Genomic DNA, 25,755 nt, shown 5'->3' on the forward strand with positions numbered 1-25,755 from the left:
GTGCGAGCCTAAGCCCGCGCGCGCCCGGCGGCTCCGCGCGCGAGCGCCGCCGCATGCTCCAGGACCGCGGCGACGCCGTCGTCGTCGTTCGCGGGGCACGCGTGCCGCGCGCTGCTGCGCACGTCGGCGAACGCGTTCGCGACCGCGAACGACTCACCCGCCCACGCGAGCATCGGCAGGTCGTTGGGCGCGTCACCGCACGCCCACACGTCGGCGGGGGCCAGTCCGCGCTGCGCCGCCCAGGCCGCGAGCGCGCCGGCCTTGGTGGTGCCCGCGGCGCTCACCTCCCCGAGGCCGCGCGCTCCCGAGTCGGCGACGAGGGCTGCGGACCCGATCGCGCGCTGCACCACCGCCGCATGCTCCGCCCCGTGGTCCTGGCGCGTGCGGACCAGCAGCTTGAGCGTGGACGCCGTCAGGACGTCCTCGATGCGCTCGGCCACGGGGCTCCCGGGCGGGACCGGGTGCTCGTCGAGGAAGCCGCGCTCGGCGGCGAACCCCGCGACGCGCTCGACCGCGAGATGCACCTCGCCGAGCGCGTCCCGCAGCGCCGCGGCCACGCTGCCGACGAGCGCGGCGCTCATGCCGCGCTCGTCGAGCACGCGGCCCGTCGCGACCTCGAGCACCGCGGCGCCGTTCGCGCAGATCGCGACCCCGTGGCCGCCGACGTGCGGCGCGAGCTGCGTGAGCCAGCGCGGCGGGCGGGCCGTGACGAACACGACCTCGACACCCGCCGACTCGGCGTCCCGCAGCGCGCGGGCCGTGCGCGGCGAGACGGCACCCGCGGGGCCCAGGAGCGTGCCGTCCAGGTCGGTCGCGACGAGCCGCGGTGCCCGTGAGGGCCACGTGGCGCGCAGAGGGGTCGTCGGCACGCTCACCGCCGCCTGGTCGGGGCCCGGCGCCCGCGCGCGTCCCAGCACGACGCGTGCCAGTGCCGGCGGTCCTCGACGGGTTCGCCGTACCAGGCGTCCGCGCGCCACGCGACGACGTGCGCGGTCCCGGCCGGCACCAGCTGGTCACACCCCGGACAGCGGTACTCGCGGTCGCCGCCGCGCACGCGCTGCACCACCCACTCGCCGTCGGCCGACTCCAGGACGGTCCGGCCGCCGGTCGCGCGGTCCACGTCGAGCGGGACGTGCTGAGCGCCGTAGGGGCGCTTGCTCGACCGTCGGGACATGCGCCGATCCTCTCCGATCCCCGCGCGCGTCACGAATCGCGCGCGAGACACGACGGACGCCCGGCAGGCGAGCCGCCGGGCGTCCGTCGTGCTGCGGGACGCGTCAGAGAGTCGCCGCCGCCTCGATCGGCGGGATGGTGCGGGTGCGGACCAGCTCGGCGTACCAGCGGCCCGAGTCCTTGACGGTGCGCTCGAGCGTGTCGTAGTCGACGCGCACGATGCCGAACCGGCGGTCGAACCCGTAGGACCACTCGAAGTTGTCCATGAGCGACCACACGAAGTAGCCGCGCACGTCGGCGCCCTTGTCGCGCGCCTCGCCGACCGCGTCGATGTGGTCGTGCAGGTAGGCGACGCGCTCGGTGTCGTGCACGCGGCCGTCCTCGCTCACGGTGTCGTAGAACGCCGCACCGTTCTCGGTGATCGCCAGCGGCAGCCCGGGGAACCGCTCGTGCAGGCCGACGAGCAGCTCGACGAGGCCCTCGGGCTCGATGTTCCAGCCCATCGCGGTGTGCGGACCGGGCAGCGGCAGCCACTCGACCTGCGTGGCGCCTACCCACGGGCTGTGCTCCGACGAGCGGTGGCCGTCGGGGCCGGGGGTGCCGTCGCCACCCGCGGGCGTGCCGTGCTTGACCATGCCCGTCGCGTAGTAGTTCACGCCCAGCACCTCGAGCGGCACCCGGATGAGCTCGAGGTCGCCGTCCTGCACGAACGACCAGTCGCTGATCGCGGCCGTGTCCGCGAAGACCTCCTGGGGGTAGGCGCCGTCGATGATCGGCCCGAGGAACACCTCGTTGGCGATCGTGTCGATGCGGCGCTTGGCCTCGAGGTCGGCCGGGGCGTCGGTCGCGGCGCGCGTGACGTGCAGGTTGAGCGTGATGGAGATCGGCGTGTCCGGGCCCAGCACGTCCTTGATCGCGCGAGCGGCCAGCCCGTGCGCGAGGTTGAGGTGGTGCACGGCGCGCAGCGCCTTCTCGTCGTCGGTCACGCCCGGCGCGTGCACGCCGCTGCCGTAGCCGAGGAACGCCGAGCACCACGGCTCGTTGAGGGTGGTCCACAGGTGCACGCGGTCGCCGAGCACCTCGGCCACCTTGCGCGCGTAGTCGGCGAACAGCTCGGCCGTGCGCCGGTTGGCCCAGCCGCCCTCGTCCTCGAGCGGCTGCGGGAGGTCCCAGTGGTACAGCGTCACGACGGGCTTGATGCCCGCCGCGACCAGGCGGTCCACCAGGTCGGAGTAGAAGTCCAGACCGGCCTGGTTGAACTCCCCCGACCCGGTGGGCTGCACGCGCGGCCACGCGACCGACAGGCGGTAGGCCTGCAGGTTGAGCTCGCGCATGATCGCGACGTCCTCCGGGACGCGGTGGTAGTGGTCGGCGGCCACGTCGCCGGTGTCGCCGTCGAGCACCTTGCCGGGCGTGCGGGCGAACGTGTCCCAGATCGAGGGCAGGCGCCCGTCCTCCTGGGCGGCGCCCTCGATCTGGTACGACGCGGTGGCCGAGCCCCAGAGGAAGTCGGCGGGGAACTGGCGGCCGGACGGGCGGCGCGAGGTCGTCATGTGCGGTCCTTCACAGGTGGGTCGGCTGCTGCGCGCCGGAGGCTGGAGGTCTGCGGCACCCTCGCCACGGAACCGGTTCCGACACGTATCGAATCGATACGGTACACGCAGTCGCGCGTCTCGATCACCCTCACGATCCCAGGTTCACCAGGACGTGGTCGACCCCGGCCGCGGCATGTGCCTCCACCGCGGGCGTGGTCCCCGTGGGCTCGACGCGCACCGACCACGGCGCCGTGGTGCCGCTCGCGACGACCCGCACCTGGTCCCCCGCGCGCGTCACCTCGAAGTACGCCGGTGCGCCGCCCGACGACGACGGCACGCGCGTGGTGCCGCTGAACCCGTCCGGCAGGTCGAACAGGCGCAGCGTGAGGCCGTCGGCCCAGTCGGTGTCCGGTCGGTCCTCGCGCGCGCCGAACGCGAGCACGGTGCCGGGCCGCACGTACAGCGGCAACGACGAGAAGCCGTGCTCCTCGTGCACCCAGCGCGGTCCCGTGACCTGCTCACCCGTCAGGAGCGACGTCCACGTCCCCGCGGGCACGTACACGTCCACGTCCCCCTGCGCCGTGAACACCGGCGCGACGAGCAGGCTGTCGCCGAGCATGAACTGCGTGTCGACGGTCGCGGCGCCGCGGTCCAGCGGGAACTCCAGGAGCATCGGGCGCATCACGGGCACGCCGTGCTCGTGCGCCTGCTCCCCCAGCTCCGCGAGGTAGGGCATGAGCCGGTGCTTGAGTTGCGTGAACGTGCGCGTCACGTCGACCGCCTCGTCGTCGAACGCCCACGGCACGCGGTAGGAGTCCGAGCCGTGCAGGCGGCTGTGCGAGGACAGCAGGCCGAACGCGACCCAGCGCTTGAACACCGCCGGGTCCGGCCGGCCCTCGAACCCGCCGATGTCGTGGCTCCAGTACGCGAACCCCGACGACGCGAGCGACAGCCCGCCGCGCAGCTCCTCGGCCATCGAGGCGAACGTCGACTCGCAGTCCCCGCCCCAGTGCACCGGGAACTGCTGACCGCCCGCGGTCGCGGACCGCGCGAACAGGACCGCCTCACCCGCGCCGCGCTCGGCCTCGAGCAGCTCGAACACCGCCTTGTTGTACAGGTGCGTGTAGTAGTTGTGCATGCGGTGCGGGTCGCTGCCGTCGTGCCACACCACGTCGGTGGGGATGCGCTCGCCGAAGTCGGTCTTGAACGCGTCGACGCCCTGGCCCAGCAGCTCGCGCAGGTAGCCCGTGAACCACGCGGCCGCGTCCGGGTTGGTGAAGTCGACGAGCGCCATGCCCGCCTGCCACATGTCGGTCTGCCACACCGACCCGTCGGCGCGCGTCACCAGGTAGCCGCGCTCCTTGCCCTCGGCGAACAGGCGCGAGCGCTGCGCGATGTACGGGTTGATCCACACGCAGATCCGCAGGCCCTTGGCCTTCAGCCGGGACAGCATGCCGACCGGGTCCGGGAACGTGGCCGGGTCCCACACGAAGTCGCTCCAGTGGAACTCGCGCATCCAGAAGCAGTCGAAGTGGAACACCGACAGCGGCAGGTCGCGCTCCGCCATGCCGTCGACGAACGACGTGACCGTCTCCTCGTCGTAGCTGGTGGTGAACGACGTGGACAGCCACAGCCCGTAGGACCACGCGGGCAGCCGCGCGGGGCGGCCCGTGAGCGCGGTGTACTTGCGCAGGATCTCCTTGGGCGTCGGGCCGTAGATGACGTAGTAGCTCAGGCGCTGCCCCGCGACCGAGAACTGCGTGCGGGACACCACCTCCGTGCCGACCTCGAACGAGACGCGGCCGGGATCGTCGACGAAGACGCCGTACCCCGCGTCCGACAGGTAGAACGGCACGTTCTTGTACGCCTGCTCGCTGGCGGTGCCGCCGTCGGCGTTCCAGATGTCGACGCTCTGGCCGTTCTTGACGAACGGGCCGAACCGTTCGCCGAGGCCGTAGACGTGCTCGCCCACGCCCAGCGAGAGCTGCTCGTGCACGTACGCCTCACCCGCCGCGTCGGTCACGATGCCGATGCTGCGCGCGGTCGAGGACGTGAGCACGCGGCCGTCCGCGCTGAACTCCACGCCCCACGCGCCCTCGGTGCGGACCGTGGCGAGCAGCGCACCCGAGCGCACGTGCGCGACGTCCGCCGCGCAGTCGTGCGTGATCTTCAGGTCCGGTGACGTGCGCGCGATGTCGAACCGCGGCCCGCGGTCGAGGCCGCCCTGGTGGTGCTCGATGCACACGCCGACGACGTCGTCGGCCGGAGACGTGAACGTCACGGTGACGAGCGGGCGGTTCAGGGTGTCCCCGCGCGAGTTCAGCGGCGCGGTCGAGGACCACACGGTGAGCGAGTCCTCCTCGACCCGCACGTCCGCCACGCCCCGGGGGCGCAGCACCTGCACGCCCGGCAGCGTGAGCCAGTAGCCGTCGGTGAACTTCATCGCGGTGCCTTCTCTCGACGCGTCATCGGTCAGTCCTCGGGGTGGTCGGTCGGCTCGACGACGACGTCGTCGTGAGCGGGGTCAGGGGATGCGGCCGGTGCGTGCTCGAGCACGGCGGCGCCGCCCGCGGGCAGCGTGATCCGACCGTCGACGACCACGCCGCCGAGCAGGTCGCGCACCGGACCGTCCGAGCGCGGCAGCGGCACGACGCGCGGCTCGGCGGCCAGGTTCAGCACGAACACCAGCCCGCCGCGGACCGCCACCTCGACGTCGTCGGGTGCGCCGGGCAGCGGCGGCCGGAGCCCGGCCGCGTCGGCGGCGTCGCGCAGCACACGGTCCAGCACGTCCTGGGGCGGGAGCGTCGAGACGTACCACGCCTGCCCGCCGCTCGGGTCGGCACGGCGCAGGACCGCGGGGGCGCCCTCGAGGTCGGCCCCGGCGTACGTCGCGAGCACGTCGGCGTCGTCGGCGCGCAGCCGCTCGGACCACGTGGACGCGACGAAGTCGCCGTACCGCTCGCTGCGCACGGGGACGCCCGCGTCGGGCAGGGGGCGCCACTCCTCGCCGGCCAGCCCCAGCACACCGGTCCACGGCGCGGGGAAGGCTCCCGTGCGGACGCGCGTGGTCGGGTCCTGGACGCCGCTGAACGGGCCGACGACCAGGACGCCGCCGCGCTGCGGCACGGCGGCGATCGCGGCGGCCGCGGCGTCGCTCACGAGCGGCAGTGCCGGCACCACCACCAGGTCGTAGCCGTCGAGCGGCGCGGTGGACGGCACCACGTCGGTCGCGATGCCCGCGCGCCACAGCGGACGGTGGTACGCCTCGAGCTGGTCCAGGACGCGCAGGCGGTCGGACGGCCGCGCGGGCAGCTCACCCGCCCACAGCGCGGGCCAGTCGTGCACGAGCGCCGCCCGGGCGGGCACGCGGGCCCCCACCACGGGTCGCAGCGCGGCGAGCGCCCGGCCCTGCGCACGCACCGCGCGGTGCAGCACGGTGTCCGGCCCGGCGTGGGGCAGCAGCGCGGAGTGGAAGCTCTCGGCTCCCGCCGCCGAGGCGCGCCACTGGAAGTAGCAGACGCCGTCCGCGCCGTGCGCCACGGCACGCAGCGAGTCCTGCAGCATCTGGGCCGGGGTCTTCGGGACGTTGTGCGGCCGCCAGTTGACGGCACCCGCGGCCTGCTCCATGAGCAGCCAGGGCGCGCCGCGGCCGACGCCGCGCGTGAGGTCGTGCGTGAGCGCGGAGCGCGCCGGGCTTGCCGGGTCCTGCGGGTCGCCGTAGTGGTCGTCGGCGACGACGTCGAGGTCGTCCGTCCACGTGTGCTGGTCGACTCCCCCGAAGAAGCCCATGAAGTTCGTGGTGACCGGCACGTCGCCGGCCGCGCGGAGCACGGCCGCCTGCTCGCGGTACAGCGCACGCATCTGGTCGGACGTGAAGCGGCGCCAGTCCACCGCCTGCGCGGGGTTGTGCAGGTAGGGCGCCGCGCGCGGCGGGACCACCTCCTCGAGCGCGCCGTACCGCTGGCTCCAGAACGCGGTGCCCCACGCGTCGTTGAGCCGGGCCACGTCGCCGTACCGCGCGGCGAGCCACGCGCGCCAGCGGTCCGCGCACAGGTCGCAGAAGCACTCCTGGCCGTACTCGTTGCCCACGTGCCACAGCGCGAGCGCGGGGTGGCCCGCGTACCGGTGCGCGAGCGCACGCGCCACGCGCAGCGCGGCGTCCCGGTAGGCGGGCGCCGACGGGCAGAAGTGGTTGCGCGAGCCGACCGCCATGCGCACGCCGCGCGCGTCCACCGAGGACGACTCGGGGTGCAGCCGCGCCAGCCAGGGCGGCGCGGACGCCGAGGGGGTCGCCAGGTCCACCGCGATGTCCGCATCGGCCAGCAGGCCCAGCACCTCGTCGAGCCAGCCGAAGTCGAGGACACCCGGCTCGGGCTCGAGGACCGACCAGGAGAAGACGCCGACCGTGACCAGGTTGACCCCCGCCTCGCGCATGAGCGCGACGTCCTCACGCCACACCTCGCGCGGCCACTGCTCGGGGTTGTAGTCGCCGCCGTAGAGCACGCCGCGGGCCTGCGTGAGCGCGTGCAGCCCGTGCGTGGGGCTCATCGGTGACTCCCTTCCGCGCCCGCGCCGACGCGAGCCGCACGAGCGCTCCCGATGCATCGAAGCGCTTCAACGATCTGACCGCCGAGGGTACGCCCTGGCCGGGCTCCCGTGGCACGGGATCCGCCTGCAGAGCGGCGACTTGCTCGGGGACACGCGTGCACATGCGCGCATCGGGCAGTCGAAGCGGTTAGTCGACGCACCCGCGCAATCCGTTCGACGGTGGGCCGTGCGTCGCTACACTCCGACGCATGGCAACGATCGCCGACGTGGCTCGGCTCGCGGGCGTCTCGTCGTCCACCGTCAGCTACGTGCTGTCCGGCAAGCGCCCCATCTCGGGCGCCACGCGGGCCCGCGTCGAGCGTGCGATCAAGGACCTGGGCTTCAGCCCGCACGCCGGCGCCCGCGCGCTCGCGACCAACCGCACCAACGTGCTGGGCCTCGTGGTGCCGCTGCGCGCGCTCGAGGCGAACTCGGCGACCGTCATGGAGGTCGTCACCGGCGTGCTCACCGCGGCGCGCGAGCACGGCGACGACGTGCTGGTCATCACGGACGAGGACGTCGAGGACGTGCACCGCCTCGCGGGCGGCTCGCGCGTGGACGCGCTGATCCTGATGGACATCGAGCGCCAGGACCCGCGCCTGCCGGTGCTCGCCGCGCTCCGCCAGCCGTCGATCCTCATCGGCGTGCCGAGCGACACGCAAGGGCTGTCCTGCGTCGACCTCGACTTCGCCGCGGCGGGTCGCCTGGCCGTCCGGCACCTGGTGGAGCACGGGCACCGCAGCATCGCGCTGCTCGGCGCGGGCCAGGCCGCGATCTCGCGTGACGCCAACTACGCGGTGCGCATCATCGACGGCTTCCGCGCCGAGGCGGGGCGGCTGGGCGTGCGCAACACCGTCGTGCCGTGCGAGGAGTCCTACCCGCAGGCCGCGGCCGCGGTGGCCCGCGCGCGCGCCGAGGTCGAGGACGTCACCGCGCTCGTCGTGCACAACGAGAGCGCGCTGCCCGGTGTGCTCGACGCGCTCGCCCGCGACGGGCTGCGGGTCCCCCAGGACGTGTCGGTGGTGGCGGTCAGCCCCGCGCGGCTCGCGGCGCACCTGGCCGTCCCGCTGTCGGTGATCGACATCCCGAGCGTCGAGATCGGCCGCACCGCCGTCGCGATGGCGGTGGACCGGCAGGACCGCACGCGCGCGGTCGAGACGCGCCTGCTCGCGCCCACGCTCATCGAGCACGGCAGCTGCGCGGCGCCCGCCTGACGCCCCCCGGTCACGCGGCACGGTCGGTCAGCCCCTCACCCAGCCGCACGGTCGTCCCGGCACGCAGCACCACGTGCCGGCTCACGCCGTCCACGACCACCTCACGCTCGCCGTCGGCACCCGGGTGCAGCACGAGCTCGACGAGCCGCCCGCCGGCCCACGTCAGGTCCACCACGAGCGCACCCCGCGCACGCAGCCCGGTCGCGGCGCCGTCGGGCCACGACGGCGGGAGCGCGGGCAGCACGACGAGCCGCGTGCGTGTCGAGGACAGCAGCGCCTCGGCCATGGCCGCCACGAGGCCCAGGTTGCCGTCGACCTGGAAGGGCGGGTGCGTCGAGAACATGTTCGGCAGCAGGCCGCCCGCCCAGGAGCCCCCGTCCTGCGGGGCGCGCGTGAGCGCGCCCCGCAGGATCTCGTCGACGCCGGGGCCGTCCCCGAGGCGCGCGCGCAACGCGGCCTTCCAGGCCATCGACCAGCCGGTCGAGCCGGGGCCGCGCGCGTCCAGGCTCGCGCGGGCGGCCTCGGAACGCCCCCACGGGTCGTCGACGAGCTCGTCGAGCGGGAAGAGCCCGACGAGGTGCGAGAGGTGGCGGTGGTGCGGGTCGATCGCGCGGGCGTCGTCGGGCCACTCGCGCAGCAGGCCGTCCGCGTCCACGTCCGGGCGCGGCAGACGCGCTACCGCGTCCACCCAGCGCGCCGCGAGCGGCTCGTCGAGACCCAGGATGTCCACGGCCTCGAGGCAGTGGCTCAGCAGGTCCCGCGCGAGCGCGACGTCCACGGTCGAGCCCGCGCACAGCGCGACCTCGCGCCCAGCGCGCTCACGCACGTTCTCCGGGGACGACGACGGGCTGGGCACCAGGCCGCCGCGGCCGTCGGGCACCAGCCAGTCGACGACGAACGCCGCGGCGCCGCGCAGCAGCGGCCACACGTCGCGCAGCACGTCCTCGTCGAGCGAGTACTCGTACCGGTCCCACAGGTGCCGGCACAGCCACGCGCCCCCCATCCACCAGGACGCCCACGACGGGTCGCCGTGACCGTCGCCGACCGGCAGCGCCCAGCCCCACACGTCGCTGTTGTGGTGCGCGACCCAGCCCGCGCACCCGTACAGGTCCCGCGCGACGGCGGCCCCCTCGCGCGCCAGCACGCGCACCTGGTCCACGAGCGGCTCGACGCACACGCCCAGCCCGGTGGGCTCGGCGGGCCAGTACGCCATCTGCAGGTTGATGTTGAGCGTGTAGCCGCTCGACCACGGCGGCCGCGCCTCGTCGTTCCACACGCCCTGCAGGTTCACGGGCGGCGCACCCGGGCGGGACGCGGCCATGAGCAGGTAGCGGCCGAACGCGAACGCCGCACGTGCCCGCGCGGGCAGCGGCGCGGTCCCGAGCGCATCGGGCAGCAGGAGGTCGGCGGGCTCGCCCAGCTCGAGACGCGTCGCGTCCGCGAGCGCGCGGTGGTCCTCGACGTGGCGCCGCTGCGCGACCGCGCCGGCGGCGGGCGACGGCGGCAGCGCGGCCCGCGCGCGCTCACGCGACGCGTGCTCGGCCTCCGCCGGATGCGCGAGCGGGCCCGGCTCGGGCCACCGCGTCGTGGTGGCCGTGGCCAGCACGGCCTCGACCCACGTGGCGCCGGCGACGCGCACGCCCCCCGGGCTCGCGGTCGCGCGGCCGTCGGTGGACACGAGCACGGTCGCGTAGCCGACGAGCGACGCGTGCGACCCGACCGCGATGCGGCCCGGCCGGTCCGGCTCGTGCCCGGGCGCCACGTCGAACGGCAGCTCGACACGCACCTGCGCGCCCACCACACCCGCCTCGACCACGAGTGCGCTGGGTCCCCCCGGCTGCGCGCCGCGGAGCTCGAGCTCGAGCGAGAACGGGACGTCGGGCGCACGCCACCGCGCGTGCAGGCAGCCGTCCGGGGCGCTGGTGAACCACGTCGTCATGACGCGGCAGCCGGCGCTCTCGAACGTCACCGCCTCGTGCACCAGCCCGTCGCGCAGGTCGAGCGACCGGCCCTCGTACGCCGCGTCGACGTCGTCGTCGCCCGTCGGGTCGGCCGGGGACAGGGTCACCAGCAGGTCGACGAACGGCTGGAACGCCTGCGCGTACGGACCCTGGAACCGCTGCGCGAGGCGTGCGGCCTCGTCGTCGCGACCCTCGGCGATCGCCGAGCGCAGCGCCGAGAGCGTCCGCGGGCCCACGTCACGGCGGCGCAGCTCCGCGAGCGCGAGGCCCGGACCGGCCGGGTGCCCCGACCACGCGGTCGCGTCGTTGACCTGCACGCGGGCCCGCCGGTGGCCGCCGTGCACCATGGCACCCACGCTCCCGTTGCCGAGCGGGAACGCCTCGTCCCAGCGCAGCGCGGGACCCGCGAAGCGCAGCGTGTCGCCCACGAGCGGTCGCCTCAGCCCTTGACCGCGCCGAAGATGACGCCCTTGGTGAAGTGCCGCTGGACGAACGGGTAGACGACGAGGATCGGGATGATCGCGAGGATCATCACGGCCATCTTGACCGGCATGCCGGTGACCACGCCCGTGCCGACGTCCACCTGGCCCGCGCCGCTGCCGGGCAGCGTCACGCCCTGCAGCACGTACGAGCGCAGGACCAGCTGCAGCGGCCACTTGGCGTTGTCGTTGATGTAGAGCATCGCGTTGAAGAATGCGTTCCAGTAGCCCACGCCGTAGAACAGCGCGATCACCGCGACCACGGCCTTGGACATCGGCAGGACGATGCCGCCGAGCACGCGCCACTCACCCGCTCCGTCGATGCGTGCGGCGTCGAGGATCGAGGAGTCGATCGCCATGAAGAAGTTGCGCAGGATCAGCACGTTGAACGCGCTGACCGCGCCCGGCAGGATCAGCGCCCAGTACGAGTCGATGAGGTTGAGCGAGCTCACCAGCAGGTACGTGGGGATCAGACCCGCACCGAAGAACATGGTGATGAGGAAGACGAACAGCAGCGGCCGGTGCGCGAACGACCCGGGACGCGACAGCCCGTAGGCCGCGAGCACCGAGACGACGACCGAGATCGTCGTGCCGACGGCCGTCACGCCGATGCTCACGAGCGCCGCACGCGTCACCACGCCGCCCGAGAGGATCTGCGTGTACGCGTTGAGCGTGAGCTCGCCCGGCACCACGACGAGGCCGCCCGCCTTGATCGACTCCTGCGTGGTGGACAGGCTGGTGACCACCACCGTCCAGAGCGGGAACAGCACAGCGAGCACCACGCCCGCGAGGATGACGAACTTCGCCACCTGGCCCGCGACGGTCGGCTGCTCCTCCCACACCGGGCGGTTCGGGTTGCGTCGCCGCTTCGGGCGGCGCCCCCGCGCGTCGTCGACGACGTCGCGGGGCAGGACGGCCCCTTCGGCCGAGATCTCCGGAGTCATGCCGCTCATGCGCGCTTGTACACCCCACTCTCACCGAACACGTGCGCGAGCTTGTTCGCCCCGAGGACGAGCGCGAGGCTCACGACACCCTTGATCAGCCCCGCGGCGGCCGCGAAGCTCCAGTCGCCGTAGATGACGCCCTGGTAGTACACGTAGGTGTCGATCACCTCCGACACCTGCGAGCCGACCGCGTCCCGCTGCAGGATCAGCTGCTCGAAGCCCACGGTCAGCGCGTCGCCCAGGCGCAGGATGAGCAGCAGGACGATGACGGGCCGCAACGCGGGCAGGGTCACGTGCCACATGCGTCGCCACCGGTTCGCGCCGTCGACCACCGACGCCTCGTACAGCTCGGGCGAGACCGTGGACAGGGCCGCGAGGAAGATGATGATCCCCCAGCCGGCGTCCTTCCAGACGGCCTGCGACGTGATGAGGACCAGGAACGTGTCCGGGTTGGTCATCAGGTCCACGCCCGCGTCGAGCCCGTTGTTGCGCAGCGTCTGGTTGATGAGGCCCGCGCCGCCGAAGATCTGCTGGAAGATCGTCACGACCAGCACCCACGAGAAGAAGTGGGGCAGGTACACGATCGACTGGATCATGGTCCGCAGCCGGGGCGAGACCACGCTGTTGAGCAGGAGCGCCAGGAAGATCGGCACCGGGAAGTAGAACACCAGCTGGAACAGCGTGATGGTCAGCGTGTTCTCGACCGCGTGCAGGAACAGCGGGTTGTCGAACACCTCGACGAAGTTCTGCCACCCGACGAACGGGCTCTGCACGAACCCGGTGTACGGCGAGTAGTCCTGCCACGCGATGACGTTGCCCAGCATGGGGACGTAGGCGAACACCACCAGCAGGACGATCGCCGGCACGGTCATGAGCAGCAGCGACCGGTCGCGCTTGAGGCGCGTGGTCCAGCCGATCTTGCGCTGCGGGACGGCCGTGCGGGTGCGCGACGTCCGGGCGCGCCCGGGCGTGCGTCGCGCGTCGGGCGCGGTCACGGGCGGTGTCGTCGGTGTGGTCGGCGGGCTGGTCGGCGGGGTGGTCCCCCGCGGCGCCTCCCCCTCGTCGCCGGGTGCGGCGGACGAGGGGGAGGCTCCGTCGGTGAGTCGTGCGTCGGTCACTGCGCGTCCAGGATCTCCTGGTAGAACTCCCGCAGCTGCTCGCCGCCCGAGGACTTCCACGTGGAGACCGCGGAGTCGAGGTCGTCGATCGACTTGCGGCCCCGGGCGATGTCCTTCTCGAGGTCGACGAACGGCTGGCCGATCGACGCGTACTGCGCGGGCTCGACGATCTGCATCGCGAAGAACGCGGGCTGCTGGACGGCCGCCGCAGCGTCCGCCATCCACGTGCAGTACGCCTCGACGAAGCCCGGGTACTGCACACGCGTCTGCGCGATGGGCGGGCCGACCAGGAACATGTAGGTGGGCTGCAGCTCGGTCGCGGCGAGCTCGGTGGGCACGGGCAGGCCCTTGTCGTCGCGCGTGTAGTGCACGCCCTCGACACCGTTGTTGATCGCGTCGAACTCCGTGGTGCCGAACGGCGCCGCGAGCGCGTCCGCGAGCTTGAGCAGCTCGGTCACGCGCGCCGGGTCGTCCGACTTCTTGAGGAACGAGAAGATGTTGGCCGGGTTCCCCTGCCACAGCACGGGCGTGCCGCCGTCGGCCGCGATCGGGGCGAACGGCTGCTGCCAGTACTCGGGGTTGCCGGGCAGGTTGTCGCGCAACGCCTCGTGCCAGCCGCCCAGGCCGTCGGACATGATGAGCGAGCGGCCGCCCTGGAACCGCGTCTTGGCCTCGGCGGTGTTGCCCGCGACCGCGTCCGGGTGGACCGCGCCCGAGGCGAACAGGCGCGCGGTCCAGTCGAGCGCCGCGCGGTACTCCTCGGTCTCGACGCGGTGCACGAGCTTGCCGTCGACGACCTTCCACTTGGGCGGGACCGCGTACATCTGGGTCGCGGTGATCCACAGGTCCTCGGCGCCGTACACGCCCCCGCCCGTGAGCTCCTTGGCGAGGTCGATCAGCTCGTCGGCCGTGCTGACGTCGGCGCTGACACCCTTCGCCTCGACCAGGTCCTTGCGGTAGAACGTCGCGTCCGTGATGAGCTCGCCCGGCATGGGCAGGCCGTACAGGCGGTCGTTGAAGACGCAGAACTTCCAGGCCGCGGTCGGGATGTTGGCCAGGTTCGGGTAGTCCTTGACCTTGTCGCCCGCCAGGTGCTCGGTGAGGTCCTGGAAGAGGTTCGGCACGATCTCCGAGCCGAAGCGCGGCGGGATGTTCCACGACGGGATGCAGACCCAGTCCGGCACGTCCTTGGCGGACGCGAGCACCGTGGCGAGCTTGTCGCCGTACGTGTTGCCGTCCGAGATCTGGAACGTGATCGTCGAGCCCAGCATGCCGTTGACGGCCTCGTAGTACTTGTTGCCGTCGGTGGGCGGGATGGTGCCCCACAGCGGCGTCATCGCGGTGAACGACGCACCCGAGCCCGGGGGCGTCTTGACCGAGGCGACGAACGACTCGGGGATCTTCGAGAACCCGGGCGTCGAGCCGTTGACGCTCGGGAAGTCCGGCGCGACGTACTCGACGGGGTAGAAGTTCGGCAGCACGCCCGTCGACACCGTGGCCTGCGCCGACGGGGCCGCGGCGCCGCCGCCGCCTCCCCCGGTGCCGCAGCCGGACAGCAGCGACGGGACGCCGACGACGGCCGCACCGGCCGCGAGCATCCCGAGGAAACCACGCCGGCCGACCTGGAAGTCGGTGATCCGGCCGGGTCGGGGGGTGGAGCTGTTCATTGCGTCCTCACTCCCTTATGCGGACGAGCCCGGCGCGTGGGGCGCACGGGGGAAACCAGCTCGGCCCGGTGCCGGCCGGGCTGCGGCCCGGCACCGTCCCGGTCTCCCGGTGGCCGTCGAACCGCCGACTCCGATTGTCGAAGCGGTTCGACGGGGAACGTAGCGGTTGGGCGGGCTCGCGCGCAACCACCGAGGTCAGCAGCGGGTACTGCGCCTCACGCCGGCCGACCGGTTCCTCCTGTTCCGGGGCGGTGCAGCAGCACGCAAACCGCCCCCGGGCCGCCCGCCCGGCACCGCGCTCGCCGCGCGGACGGCGTGTGACTTGCGCCATCGAATCGGTTCAACGCATGCTGCTCCCGCGACACGGTCACGCCGTGCCGTCCGCCCGGCCGGCCGCGCACCACCGGCCCCACCCGCAGCCCGTGCCCGACTCGACGAGGAGTCCGCAGTGCCGACCGACGCCCCCCTGTACCGCGACCCGACCCGCCCGTTCGACGAGCGCGCACGCGACCTGGTCGCACGCCTGACGACCGCGGAGAAGATCGCGATGCTGCACCAGCGCGGCCCCGCGGTCGAACGCCTCGGGCTGCGCGCGTTCACCACGGGTGCGGAGGTGCTGCACGGCGTGTCCTGGCTGGGCACCGCGACGGTCTACCCGCAGCCCGTGGGTCTGGGCGCGACGTGGGACCCGGAGCTCCTCGAGCGGATCGGCGACGCGGTGGGCGTCGAGCTGCGGGCCAAGCACGCCGCGGACCCCTCCGTCTCGCTCAACGTCTGGGCGCCCGTGGTCAACCCGCTGCGCCACCCCGCCTGGGGTCGCAACGAGGAGGGGTTCAGCGAGGACCCGCACGTCACCGCGGAGCTCGCGACCGCGTACGCCCGCGGTCTGCGGGGCCGGCACCCCGTGTACTGGCGCACCGTGCCGGCGCTCAAGCACGCGTTCGGCTACAACAACGAGACCGACCGAGCGGTCACCAGCTCACAGCTGCGCCCCCGCGTGCTGCACGAGTACGAGCTGCCCGCGTTCCTGGGACCGCTGCGTGCCGCGACCGCGGGTGCGGTCATGGCCGCGTACAACCTCGTCGACGGGCGCCCCAACCACCTGCAGGGCGAGCTGCTCGACCTGCTGCGCGACGCCGCCGACGGCTCGCTGCTGATCGTCTCCGACGCGGCCGCGCCGGGCTTCGTCGTCACGCTGCAGCGCTACTACGACGACCACGTCGAGGCGCACGCCGCGATGCTGCGTGCGGGCATCGACTCGTTCACCGACAACGACGCCGACAGTGCTCCGACGATCGAGCGCGTGACCGCCGCGCTCGAGCGCGGTCTGCTGGACGAGGCGGTGATCGACCGCGCGGTGGCCCGCCAGCTCGAGCTCCGGCTGCGCACGGCCGAGCTGGACCCCGAGCTCGACCCGTTCGTCGTCGGTCCGGACGCCATCGACCTGCCCGAGCACCGGGCGCTCGCGCGCGAGGCGGTGGCGCGCAGCGTCGTCGTGCTCGAGAACGACGGGGTCCTGCCGCTGCGGCCGGGCGTCCGCGTCGCGGTGGTGGGACCGCATGCCGACCGCGCGCTGCACGACTGGTACTCGGGCACGCCGCCGTACCTGGTGGGCCTGGGCACGGCGCTGACGGAGCGTCTGGGCGCGGATGCGGTGCGCGTGGTCGACGGCGCCGACCGGCTGGTGCTGCGCTCGGTCCGCACCGGCGGCGCGGTTCGCGCGAGCGGGTCCACGCACGTGCTCACCGCGGACGGTGACGCGAGCGACGCGTCCGCGCAGCACGACCTGACGCACTGGGGCGACGGGCTGTGGTCGCTCCAGGTCGCCGGGAGCGGGCTGCTGTGGAGCGGCGCGAGGTGGGTGGTGCACGCGGACGCGACCCGGCTGGGCGGCTGGGTGGCCCAGGAGGCGTTCCGGCGCCAGGTGCACGCCGACGGCACGTGGTCGCTGCAGCACGCCGGTTCGGGCAAGTGGCTGCGGGTGCAGCACGACGAGGCGGGCACGCTCGTCGCGGACGGCGAGACCCCGGAGCAGGCCGACCGGTTCACGGCCGAGGTGCTGGTCTCGGGCGCGCAGGCCGTGCGCGACGCGTGCGCCGACGCCGACGTGGTCGTCGTCGCGGTGGGGAACGACCCGCACCTGGGCGGCCGCGAGACCGCCGACCGTCCCTCGCTCGAGCTGCCCGGGTCGATGCTCGCGCTGTGGCGCGCCGCACGCGACGGCGGGGCGGACGGCCCGCGCCGCGTGCTGCTCGTCGTGTCCTCCTACCCCTACGTGCTGCCCCCGGACCTCGACGCCGACGCGGTCGTGTGGACGTCGCACGGCGGTCAGGAGCTGGGGCACGGCCTGACCGACGTGCTCACCGGGGACGAGGAGCCGCGCGGACGCCTCACGCAGGCCTGGCCGCGCGCGAGCGCGGACGTCGGCGACCTGTTCGACTACGACGTGATCGCCGGCGGGCACACCACCTGGTACGCCGCGCACGCGCCGCGCTACGCGCTGGGGCACGGCCTCACGTACGGCGACGTCCGGTACGTCGGGGCGCGCCTCGTCGACCCGGCGCCCGTGGACCCGGACGTGGCCGACCACACGGCCGTCCGCGTCGCGCTGCGGAACGACGGCCCGCGCGACGCGCACGAGCTGGTGCAGGTCTACGCCGACGCGCCCGCGCACCGCCTCCCGTTCGGCCACCGGCTGGTCGCGCACGTGCGCGTCCTGGTCCCGGCCGGCGGCGAGGCCGAGGTGGACGTGCCCGTGCGGCTCGAGCGCCTCGCCACGTGGGACGTCACGCGCGACCTGCTGGTGGTCGAGCCCGGGCCGTACGAGCTGCGCGTCGGCGCCTCGGCCACCGACCTGCCCCATGCGCTCACGCTCGAGGTCGCGGGCGCGCCCGTGCCGCCGCGCACGGTCGTCGGGCGCGCGGTGCGGGCGGCGGACGGCGACGCGTTCACCGACGTCGAGCTCTCGGCCTGGCACCGCACCGAGGGCACCGCGGTGCAGGTCGCGCGCCGGCGCACCAGCGGGACCGTCGAGCTCTGGACGTGCGACGTGCGCAGAGCGCGTGGCCTGCGCGGCGTGCTCGCGCGTACGGGACCCGGCGTCGCTCAGGTGCGCCTGGCCGTCCGGGTCGGCACCGGCTGGCGCACGCTCGCCACCCTCGACGCCGCCGCCGGTGGCGGCCGGTGGGACTGGAGCGAGCGGTCCGCTCCGCTGCAGGACCTGCCCGCCGGCGACGTGCACGACCTGCGCCTCGAGCTCGTCGGCGCCGTCAGGGTGGGGGCGGTCGAGCTGACGTCCTGATGCTTGACGGCGCCCGGCCGGGGGCGCACGATGAGCGTCGAAGCGCTTCGACGCCGACGCGCCCCCCCGGCCGGTCCCTGGTTCGCGAGAGCACGGGCATGCGCTGGCACGACCTGCACGCACCATCCGCCGGGCCCCGGTCGACGACGACCGGGCCCACGTCCCCAGGAGCCCCCCGTGCTCAAGAACCTGTCCGCCTGGCACGTCATCGTCCTCGTCGGCGTGCTGATCCTGCTGTTCGGCGCCAAGCGCCTGCCCGAGCTCGCCCAGGGCATCGGTCAGTCCCTCCGGATCTTCAAGTCGGAGATCAAGGACCTCGCGGACGACGAGCCCGCGCGCCCGGTCGTCGCGGCACCCGCCGCCCCGGCCGTCGCCCTGCGCCCCGAGCCGGTCGTCCCCGAGGACCGCCCGGCGGCGTGAGCCCGGGTCAGCCGACCTGACGCCCCGCGCGCAGCACGCGCAGCGGGCGCAGCGCGTCGTCCACCACGAGGACGTCCGCGCGGCGGCCCGCGGCGAGCGCACCGACGTCCCGGCGGCCCAGCACGGTCGCGGGCGTCGTGGCCGCGGCGCGCACCGCCTCGACCAGGGGCACGCCGTGCGTCACGACGAACCGCAGCACGTCGAGCAGGTGCGCGGTGCCGCCCGCGATCGCACCCGCCTGACCGTCCTCGGTGACGATCCGGGCCACGCCGTCCGCGACGCGGACCGCCATCGGACCCAGCTGGTAGTCGCCGTCGGGCATGCCGGCCGCCGCCATCGCGTCCGTGACCAGCGCGATCGAGTCTGCGCCCAGCAGGTCGAACACCGCGCGGACCGTGCCGGCCGCCAGGTGCGTGCCGTCGGCGACGAGCTCCACGACGAGCTCGCCGCGCGCGGCGGCCGCCAGGCACGCCGTGACCGGACCCGGGTCCCGGTGGTGCACCGGCCGCATGCCGTTGAACAGGTGCGTCGCGGTGGGCCGCTCGCTGCGCGCCGCGTCGCTCGCGGCCAGCAGGTCGAACGTCCGGTCCGCGGCGGCGTCCACCTGCTCGGCGCTCGCGTCGGTGTGCCCGATCGACGGCAGCGCGCCGGCCTCGACCAGCGCCTCGAGCACGTCGTGCGCGCCGTCGACCTCGGGAGCCACCGTCATGGTCACCAGGTGGCCGCGCGCGGCGTGCGCGATGCTGCGGACCAGCGCGGGATCGCCCGCGAGCATGTCCGCCGGGTTCTGCGCACCGCACCGGTCCGCTGACAGGAACGGCCCCTCCAGGTGGATGCCGGCGACCACGCCCGCGTCCGCGGCGTCGGCGAGCAGCGCCGTACGCGCGAGCAGCACGTCGGCAGGAGCCGTGACCAGCGACGCCACGAGCGTCGTCGTGCCGTGCCGCAGGTGCTCGTCCGCCGCCTGCGCGACCTCCGCCGCGGTGACCGCATCCGGGAAGCTCGTGCCGCCGCCGCCGTGGCAGTGCAGGTCGACGAGCCCCGGCAGCAGCGTCAGGTCGCTCGCGGCGGGCGCCGTCAGTCCGGCGGGCAGGCGCTCGGCGGGCCCGACCCAGGCCAGCCGCTCGCCCTCGATCACGACGACGCCGTCGGCGATCACGGTGGACGGCGTCACGACCCGTCCGCGCAGCAGGGACGGGGACGCGGTGTGCTCGGTCACCGGGCCATTGTGGCTCAGCGGTGGGCGGCGCGGGCCGGGACCGACGGGCCGCGGTGCGCCGTCAGGCGGTCGCGGCGTCGACCTCGCGGTCCTCCACCGCCTCGTCGGGCTCCCTGCCACCGCCCGCGGCCCGCAGCGCCTCCCGGCGTCGGCGCGCGCGCACCGACCACCAGCGGGCGGCGACGGTCGCGACGGCCGCGGTCCCGCCCAGCGCGCCCGCCATCGCGCCCAGCCCGGACGGGCCGGACAGCGCCTGGACGTCCATCGCCAGGAGCACCGCGGCGGGGAGCAGCGCGGCCAGCACCGCGTACGCCCCGTAGCGCACCGGCTCCGGCACGCGCCACCGCTCGAGCAGGATCGCGACCGGCACGCCCACGACGAACGACGGCAGCAGTCCGAGCGTCAGCGTGACCGCCACGAACGCCGCGGCGGACCCCGCGTCGCTCGCGAGCGCCCAGGTGAGCATGAGGACCGCGAACAGCAGCATCGCGCGCAGGTAGCCGCCGAGCGCGAACGCGGCGTCGTCGACGAGCGGGCGGCGCGGTGTCATCCCGTCATCCTGACGTGCGCGACGGCGCTGCGCACCCGTGTCCGTACCGCGTGCCGGGCGGTCAGAACAGGCGGGAGTCCACGTCGTCCACGCCGCGCATCGCGTCGTAGTCCAACGTCAGGCAGGCGATGCCGCGGTCCGTCGCGAGCACGCGCGCCTGCGGCTTGATCTCCTGCGCGGCGAACACCCCGCGCACCGGCGCGAGCAGCGGGTCCCGGTTGAGGAGCTCGAGGTAGCGCGTGAGCTGCTCCACGCCGTCGATGTCCCCGCGGCGCTTGATCTCGACCGCCACGGACCCGCCCGCCGGGTCCTTGGCCAGGATGTCGACCGGGCCGATCGCGGTCGGGTACTCGCGGCGCACCAGCACGTGGCCCGCACCGAGCAACCCGATCTGCGCCGCGAGCAACGTCTGCAGGTGGGCCTCGACGCCGTCCTTGACCAGGCCCGGGTCCACGCCCAGGTCGTGCGCGCTGTCGTGCAGCACGTCGTACAGCTCGATCTCGAGCCGGTCGTCGGACTTCGCGTGCTGCACGGTCCAGACGGCCGTGACACCCGCGGTCCGCTGCTCGTCGTCGGGCTCGAGCACCGCGAGCGAGCACGGCGGGCTCATCCAGTTGAGCGGCTTGTAGGAGCCGCCGTCGGAGTGCAGCAGCACGCTGCCGTCCGCCTTGACCACGAGAAGACGCGTGGCGCGCGGCAGGTGCGCCGCGAGCCGCCCGGTGTAGCGGGCGGCGCAGGACGCGACGACGAGACGCACAGGACCTCCAGCCGGACGGCGCGGATCAGATGACGGAGCCCACGCGCTGCGGCGTGGCCTCGATCCAGGACAGCAGACCCGCGTACGCCTCCCGCGACATGCTGAGGACGAACTCCACCTCGGCGCCGCCGGACACGCCGCGGCACGTCACCAGGAGCACGTCCGAGCCCGGGGCGGCGGGCTCCCGCCCGACGATCGCCAGCCCCGAGCGGTCCCAGCGCCGCGCGGGACGCGGTGCGAGCGACCAGAAGCGCCACCAGTACAGGTCGGCCGCGCCGTACTGCGCGACGCCGCTGGGCCAGCGAGAGCCGCGGCGCAGGTTGCACCGGAACGACCCCACGCGGCGGTCCAGCGTCTGCCGGCGCGACCACCAGGCACCCGCGCCGGCCAGCACCACGACGACGCACGAGGCGACGACGAGGACGAGCGGCCCGGGCACCTGGCGAAGGTCCTCAGTGCGTCGGGGCCGCGGCGGACTCGGACAGCGAGTCCACCACGACGGTCACGCGGTCGGAGTCCACCGAGAGGAAGCCGCCGTCCACGTGCCAGGCGTGCACCTGGCCGCCGGACGTGCGCACGCGCACCTCACCGGCACGCAGCACCGACAGGATCGGCGTGTGCCCGGCGAGGATGCCGATCTCCCCGTCGGCCGCGGGCGCCGAGACCTGGCGGGCGGGACCCGACCAGACCTTGCCGTCCGCGGCGACGAGGTCGACCTCGAGCGAGTCGGCCATCAGACGCCGTACTCCTTCTGGATGCGCGCCCAGTTCTTCTCGAGGTCCTCGAGACCACCGATGTTGAAGAACGCCTGCTCGGCGATGTGGTCGAACTCGCCCGCGGCGATCTTCTTGAACGCCTCGACCGTCTCGGACACCGGCACCGTGGAGCCGGAGACGCCCGTGAACTTCTCGGCCATGTAGGTGTTCTGCGAGAGGAACTGCTGGATGCGACGCGCCCGCGCGACGACGGTCTTGTCCTCCTCCGACAGCTCGTCGACACCGAGGATCGCGATGATGTCCTGGAGCTCCTTGTTGCGCTGCAGGATCGACTTGACCTGCGTCGCGACGTCGTAGTGCTCCTGGCCGACGTACCGCGGGTCGAGGATGCGGCTCGTGGAGGTCAGCGGGTCCACGGCGGGGTACAGACCGCGCGACGCGATCTCACGCGAGAGCTCCGTGGTGGCGTCCAGGTGCGCGAACGTCGTCGCCGGCGCCGGGTCCGTGTAGTCGTCAGCGGGGACGTAGATCGCCTGCAGCGAGGTGATCGAGTGACCGCGCGTCGAGGTGATGCGCTCCTGCAGGAGGCCCATCTCGTCGGCGAGGTTCGGCTGGTAGCCCACCGCGGACGGCATGCGGCCCAGCAGCGTCGACACCTCGGAACCGGCCTGCGTGAACCGGAAGATGTTGTCGATGAAGAGCAGCACGTCCTGGTTCTGCACGTCGCGGAAGTACTCCGCCATCGTCAGCGCCGAGAGGGCCACGCGCAGACGCGTGCCGGGCGGCTCGTCCATCTGGCCGAAGACGAGCGCGGTCTTGTCGAAGACGCCCGCCTCCTCCATCTCGACGATGAGGTCGTTGCCCTCACGCGTGCGCTCGCCGACGCCCGCGAAGACCGACACACCGCCGTGGTCCTGCGCGACGCGCTGGATCATCTCCTGGATGAGGACCGTCTTGCCGACGCCCGCACCGCCGAACAGGCCGATCTTCCCGCCCTGCACGTAGGGGGTCAGCAGGTCGATGACCTTGATGCCCGTCTCGAACATCTGGGTCTTGGACTCGAGCTGGTCGAAGGCCGGGGGCCGGCGGTGGATGGGCCAGCGCTCGGTGATCTCGAGCGTCTCGCCCTCGGCCAGGTTCAGCACGTCACCCGTGACGTTGAAGACCTTGCCCTTGGTCACGTCGCCGACCGGCACCGAGATCGGCGCACCCGTGTCGGTCACCTTGGCGCCGCGGACCAGGCCGTCGGTCGGCTTGAGCGCGATCGCACGGACCAGCGAGTCGCCCAGGTGCTGCGCGACCTCGAGGGTCATGTGCAGGACGCCCTGGCCCTCACCCTCGCCCTGGGCGGACAGGTCGATGTCGACCGTGAGCGCGTTGTAGATCTCGGGGATCTGGTCCGCCGGGAACTCGATGTCCACGACGGGGCCGATCACGCGGGCGACGCGACCGACGCCGGGCGTGCCGGCGGCGGCGGCCGTCTCGTCGACGGTGGTGGCGGTCATGTCTGGCCTGCTTTCTCGTCGCGGGGTGCTCGACCCCGGCGTGGTCATTCCGATGGCTGTGGGGCGGTCAGGAGGCCGAGGCGAGCGCGTCCGCGCCCGAGACGATCTCGCTGATCTCCTGGGTGATCTCGCCCTGGCGCGCCTGGTTGGCGAGCCGGGTGTACATGCGGATGAGGTCCTCGGCGTTGTCCGTCGCCGTGTGCATGGCGCGCTGGCGCGCGGCGAGCTCGGACGCCGCGGCCTGCAGCAGGCACGCGAAGATGCGGGCCCGCACGTACCGCGGCAGCAGCGCGTCGAGCACGACCTCCGGGCTGGGCTCGAAGTCGTACAGCGGGAGCGGGCCGGACTCGCCCGCGGGCGCGACCCCCTCCACGACCTCGAGCGGCAGCAGCCGGATGACGCGCGGACGCTGCGTCACCATGTTGACGAACTGCGTGTAGACGACGTGGACCTCGGCGATGCCACCCTCGTCGGCCGGCGCCCGGAAGCGCTCGAGCAGCTCGTCGGCGATCTCGACCGCGACCTGCGACGTGGGCGCGTCCGACGAGCCCGTCCACTGCGCCGCCAGCTCGCGCTGACGGAACGTGTAGTAGCTCACGGCCCGCCGGCCCGAGACGAACAGGTCGACCTGCTTGCCCTGGCCCTGCAGCCGCTCGATGAGCCGCTCGGTCTCCCGGATGACGCTCGCCGAGTAGGCGCCCGCCATGCCGCGGTCGGACGCGACGAGCAGGACCGCGACCCGCTGGGTGTCCGTGCGCTCCATGAGGAACGGGTGGGACACGTTCGAGTGCGTGGCCACGGCCGAGACCGCCCGGGTGATCGCCCGCGAGTACGGCGACGCCATCGCCACCCGGTCGCGAGCCCGCCCGATGCGCGAGGCGGCGATGAGCTCCTGCGCCCGGAACATCTTCTTGAGCGACTGGGTGGACTTGATGCGCTGCTTGTAGACGCGCTGCGAACCGGCCATGTGCTCAGGCCTTCTTCTGCCGGACGATCTGCTCCTGCTCGACCTCGACCTCGGCGTCCTCGTCGCCGCCGCCGACCAGCGGCGTGCCGTCGAACTTGAGGAAGCCGTTGCGGAAGTCGGACACGGCGCCCGCGAGCGACTGCTCGGTCGCGTCGTCGAGCTTGCCCGTCTCCGCGATCGTGGTGAGCACGTCCGTGTGGCGGCGCAGGTGGTCCAGGAGCTCGGCCTCGAAGCGCTTGACGTCCTCGATCGGCACGTCGTCCAGGTGGCCCTTGGTGCCCGCCCAGATCGACGCGACCTGGTCCTCGACCGGGTACGGCGTGTACTGCGGCTGCTTGAGCAGCTCGGTCAGGCGCGAGCCACGCGCCAGCTGCGCGCGCGACGTCGCGTCCAGGTCGGACGCGAACATCGCGAACGCCTCGAGCGAGCGGAACTGCGCCAGGTCGAGCTTGAGCGTGCCGGAGACCTGCTTCATTGCCTTGACCTGCGCGGCACCACCGACGCGGGACACCGAGATGCCGACGTCGACGGCCGGGCGCTGGTCGGCGTTGAACAGGTCCGACTGCAGGAAGATCTGGCCGTCGGTGATCGAGATGACGTTGGTCGGGATGTACGCCGAGACGTCGTTCGCCTTGGTCTCGATGACCGGCAGACCCGTCATCGAGCCCGCGCCCAGCTCGTCGGACAGCTTCGCGCAGCGCTCGAGCAGCCGGGAGTGCAGGTAGAAGACGTCACCCGGGTAGGCCTCACGGCCCGGCGGGCGGCGCAGCAGCAGCGACACGGCGCGGTACGCCTCGGCCTGCTTGGACAGGTCGTCGAACACGATCAGGACGTGCTTGCCGTCGTACATCCAGTGCTGGCCGATGGCCGAGCCGGTGTACGGCGCGAGGTACTTGAAGCCCGCCGGGTCGGATGCGGGAGCCGCGACGATCGTCGTGTACTCGAGCGCACCGGCCTCCTCGAGCGCGCCGCGCACCGAGGCGATGGTCGAGCCCTTCTGGCCGATCGCGACATAGATGCAGCGGACCTGCTTGGTCGGGTCGCCGGTCTCCCAGTTCGCCTTCTGGTTGATGATCGTGTCGATCGCGATCGCCGTCTTGCCCGTCTGGCGGTCGCCGATGATCAGCTGACGCTGGCCACGGCCGATCGGGATCATCGAGTCGATCGCCTTGATGCCGGTCTGCAGCGGCTCGTGCACCGACTTGCGGGCCATGACGCCGGGGGCCTGCAGCTCGAGCGCGCGGCGCGCCTCGACCGCGATCTCGCCCAGACCGTCGATGGGCTGACCCAGCGGGTCCACCACGCGGCCCAGGTAGCCGTCACCCACGGGCACCGAGAGCACCTCGCCGGTCCGGCGGACCTCCTGGCCCTCCTCGATGCCGGAGAACTCGCCCAGCACCACGACGCCGATCTCGCGCACGTCGAGGTTCAGGGCGAGACCGAGCGTGCCGTCCTCGAACCGCAGCAGCTCGTTGGCCATCGCACCGGGCAGGCCCTCGACCTGCGCGATGCCGTCGCCCGCGAGGGTCACGCGCCCGACCTCTTCGGCGACCGCACCCGTGGGCTCGTAGGCCTTCACGAAGCTGTCCAGCGCGGCGCGGATCTCCTCCGGCCTGATCGTCAGCTCAGCCATTGCTCTCTC

The 25,755-nt window shown here is 73.5% G+C and carries 20 protein-coding genes; 3 read left to right on the forward strand and 17 right to left on the reverse strand.

All coding sequences use genetic code 11. The features are described 5' to 3' along the window. Nucleotides 1–8: 8 nt before the first annotated feature. The 5 genes from CELGI_RS12340 to CELGI_RS12360 form a co-directional block, all read right to left on the reverse strand. Nucleotides 9–875: an HAD family hydrolase gene (locus CELGI_RS12340; RefSeq protein ID WP_245528099.1), complete on the reverse strand. Its 867-nt coding sequence runs from the start codon at nt 873–875 to the stop codon at nt 9–11. Beyond that, complete coding sequence (locus tag CELGI_RS12345; protein WP_013884463.1) at nt 872–1,174, reverse strand: hypothetical protein; 303 nt, start codon at nt 1,172–1,174, stop codon at nt 872–874. Before CELGI_RS12345 ends, CELGI_RS12340 begins: the two co-directional genes overlap by 4 nt. 103 nt (nt 1,175–1,277) lie before the next feature. Then, the gene (locus CELGI_RS12350; protein ID WP_013884464.1) at nt 1,278–2,726 is read right to left on the reverse strand and encodes a GH1 family beta-glucosidase; all 1,449 of its coding nucleotides are present in this window, start codon (nt 2,724–2,726) and stop codon (nt 1,278–1,280) included. Nucleotides 2,727–2,856: 130 nt separating this feature from the next. Beyond that, nucleotides 2,857–5,151 (reverse strand): alpha-xylosidase, encoded by a 2,295-nt coding sequence (yicI, locus tag CELGI_RS12355; protein WP_013884465.1) that lies wholly within the window; start codon nt 5,149–5,151, stop codon nt 2,857–2,859. Nucleotides 5,152–5,180: 29 nt separating this feature from the next. Then, a complete protein-coding gene (locus CELGI_RS12360) occupies nt 5,181–7,256 on the reverse strand; it encodes a beta-galactosidase (RefSeq protein WP_013884466.1) in 2,076 nt (691 codons plus the stop codon). Nucleotides 7,257–7,504: 248 nt separating this feature from the next. Between CELGI_RS12360 and CELGI_RS12365 the strand changes: the two genes are divergently transcribed. Next, nucleotides 7,505–8,509: a LacI family DNA-binding transcriptional regulator gene (locus CELGI_RS12365; protein WP_013884467.1), complete on the forward strand. Its 1,005-nt coding sequence runs from the start codon at nt 7,505–7,507 to the stop codon at nt 8,507–8,509. Between the two features lie 10 nt (nt 8,510–8,519). Here the strand turns inward: CELGI_RS12365 and CELGI_RS12370 are convergent, their stop codons facing one another. The 4 genes from CELGI_RS12370 to CELGI_RS12385 form a co-directional block, all read right to left on the reverse strand. Beyond that, nucleotides 8,520–10,898 carry a glycosyl hydrolase family 95 catalytic domain-containing protein gene (locus CELGI_RS12370; protein WP_013884468.1) on the reverse strand — a complete coding sequence of 793 codons (2,379 nt, stop codon included), beginning with the start codon at nt 10,896–10,898 and terminating at the stop codon, nt 8,520–8,522. A gap of 11 nt (nt 10,899–10,909) precedes the next feature. Further along, nucleotides 10,910–11,902 (reverse strand): carbohydrate ABC transporter permease, encoded by a 993-nt coding sequence (locus CELGI_RS12375; RefSeq protein ID WP_013884469.1) that lies wholly within the window; start codon nt 11,900–11,902, stop codon nt 10,910–10,912. Then, the gene (locus CELGI_RS12380; RefSeq protein WP_049785643.1) at nt 11,899–12,888 is read right to left on the reverse strand and encodes an ABC transporter permease; all 990 of its coding nucleotides are present in this window, start codon (nt 12,886–12,888) and stop codon (nt 11,899–11,901) included. Before CELGI_RS12380 ends, CELGI_RS12375 begins: the two co-directional genes overlap by 4 nt. 119 nt (nt 12,889–13,007) lie before the next feature. Beyond that, a complete protein-coding gene (locus CELGI_RS12385) occupies nt 13,008–14,678 on the reverse strand; it encodes an extracellular solute-binding protein (protein ID WP_013884471.1) in 1,671 nt (556 codons plus the stop codon). A 448-nt stretch (nt 14,679–15,126) separates the two neighbouring features. Here CELGI_RS12385 and CELGI_RS12390 point away from each other — a divergent pair, with 448 nt between their 5' ends. Further along, nucleotides 15,127–17,979 (forward strand): glycoside hydrolase family 3 C-terminal domain-containing protein, encoded by a 2,853-nt coding sequence (locus CELGI_RS12390; RefSeq protein ID WP_013884472.1) that lies wholly within the window; start codon nt 15,127–15,129, stop codon nt 17,977–17,979. A gap of 177 nt (nt 17,980–18,156) precedes the next feature. Beyond that, a complete protein-coding gene (gene tatA, locus CELGI_RS17630; protein ID WP_013884473.1) occupies nt 18,157–18,399 on the forward strand; it encodes a Sec-independent protein translocase subunit TatA in 243 nt (80 codons plus the stop codon). Nucleotides 18,400–18,406: 7 nt separating this feature from the next. Here the strand turns inward: tatA and CELGI_RS12400 are convergent, their stop codons facing one another. The 8 genes from CELGI_RS12400 to atpA form a co-directional block, all read right to left on the reverse strand. Beyond that, nucleotides 18,407–19,618: an N-acetylglucosamine-6-phosphate deacetylase gene (locus CELGI_RS12400; protein ID WP_013884474.1), complete on the reverse strand. Its 1,212-nt coding sequence runs from the start codon at nt 19,616–19,618 to the stop codon at nt 18,407–18,409. A 61-nt stretch (nt 19,619–19,679) separates the two neighbouring features. Further along, complete coding sequence (locus CELGI_RS12405) at nt 19,680–20,168, reverse strand: hypothetical protein (RefSeq protein ID WP_013884475.1); 489 nt, start codon at nt 20,166–20,168, stop codon at nt 19,680–19,682. 61 nt (nt 20,169–20,229) lie between these two features. After that, complete coding sequence (gene nucS, locus CELGI_RS12410) at nt 20,230–20,925, reverse strand: endonuclease NucS (protein ID WP_013884476.1); 696 nt, start codon at nt 20,923–20,925, stop codon at nt 20,230–20,232. A gap of 25 nt (nt 20,926–20,950) precedes the next feature. After that, nucleotides 20,951–21,364: a DUF2550 domain-containing protein gene (locus CELGI_RS12415; protein WP_013884477.1), complete on the reverse strand. Its 414-nt coding sequence runs from the start codon at nt 21,362–21,364 to the stop codon at nt 20,951–20,953. 13 nt (nt 21,365–21,377) lie between these two features. Further along, nucleotides 21,378–21,659: a F0F1 ATP synthase subunit epsilon gene (locus CELGI_RS12420; RefSeq protein ID WP_013884478.1), complete on the reverse strand. Its 282-nt coding sequence runs from the start codon at nt 21,657–21,659 to the stop codon at nt 21,378–21,380. Further along, nucleotides 21,659–23,146: a F0F1 ATP synthase subunit beta gene (atpD, locus tag CELGI_RS12425; RefSeq protein WP_013884479.1), complete on the reverse strand. Its 1,488-nt coding sequence runs from the start codon at nt 23,144–23,146 to the stop codon at nt 21,659–21,661. The genes CELGI_RS12420 and atpD overlap by 1 nt, the downstream gene beginning before the upstream one ends. A gap of 67 nt (nt 23,147–23,213) precedes the next feature. Beyond that, nucleotides 23,214–24,113, reverse strand: coding sequence for a F0F1 ATP synthase subunit gamma (locus CELGI_RS12430; protein ID WP_013884480.1), 900 nt, complete (start codon nt 24,111–24,113; stop codon nt 23,214–23,216). Nucleotides 24,114–24,117: 4 nt separating this feature from the next. Beyond that, on the reverse strand, nt 24,118–25,746 hold the full coding sequence (atpA, locus tag CELGI_RS12435) for a F0F1 ATP synthase subunit alpha (protein WP_013884481.1): 1,629 nt from the start codon (nt 25,744–25,746) through the stop codon (nt 24,118–24,120). Between the last annotated feature and the right edge of the window lie 9 nt (nt 25,747–25,755).

Source organism: Cellulomonas gilvus ATCC 13127, assembly GCF_000218545.1.
GTDB lineage: Bacteria > Actinomycetota > Actinomycetes > Actinomycetales > Cellulomonadaceae > Cellulomonas > Cellulomonas gilvus.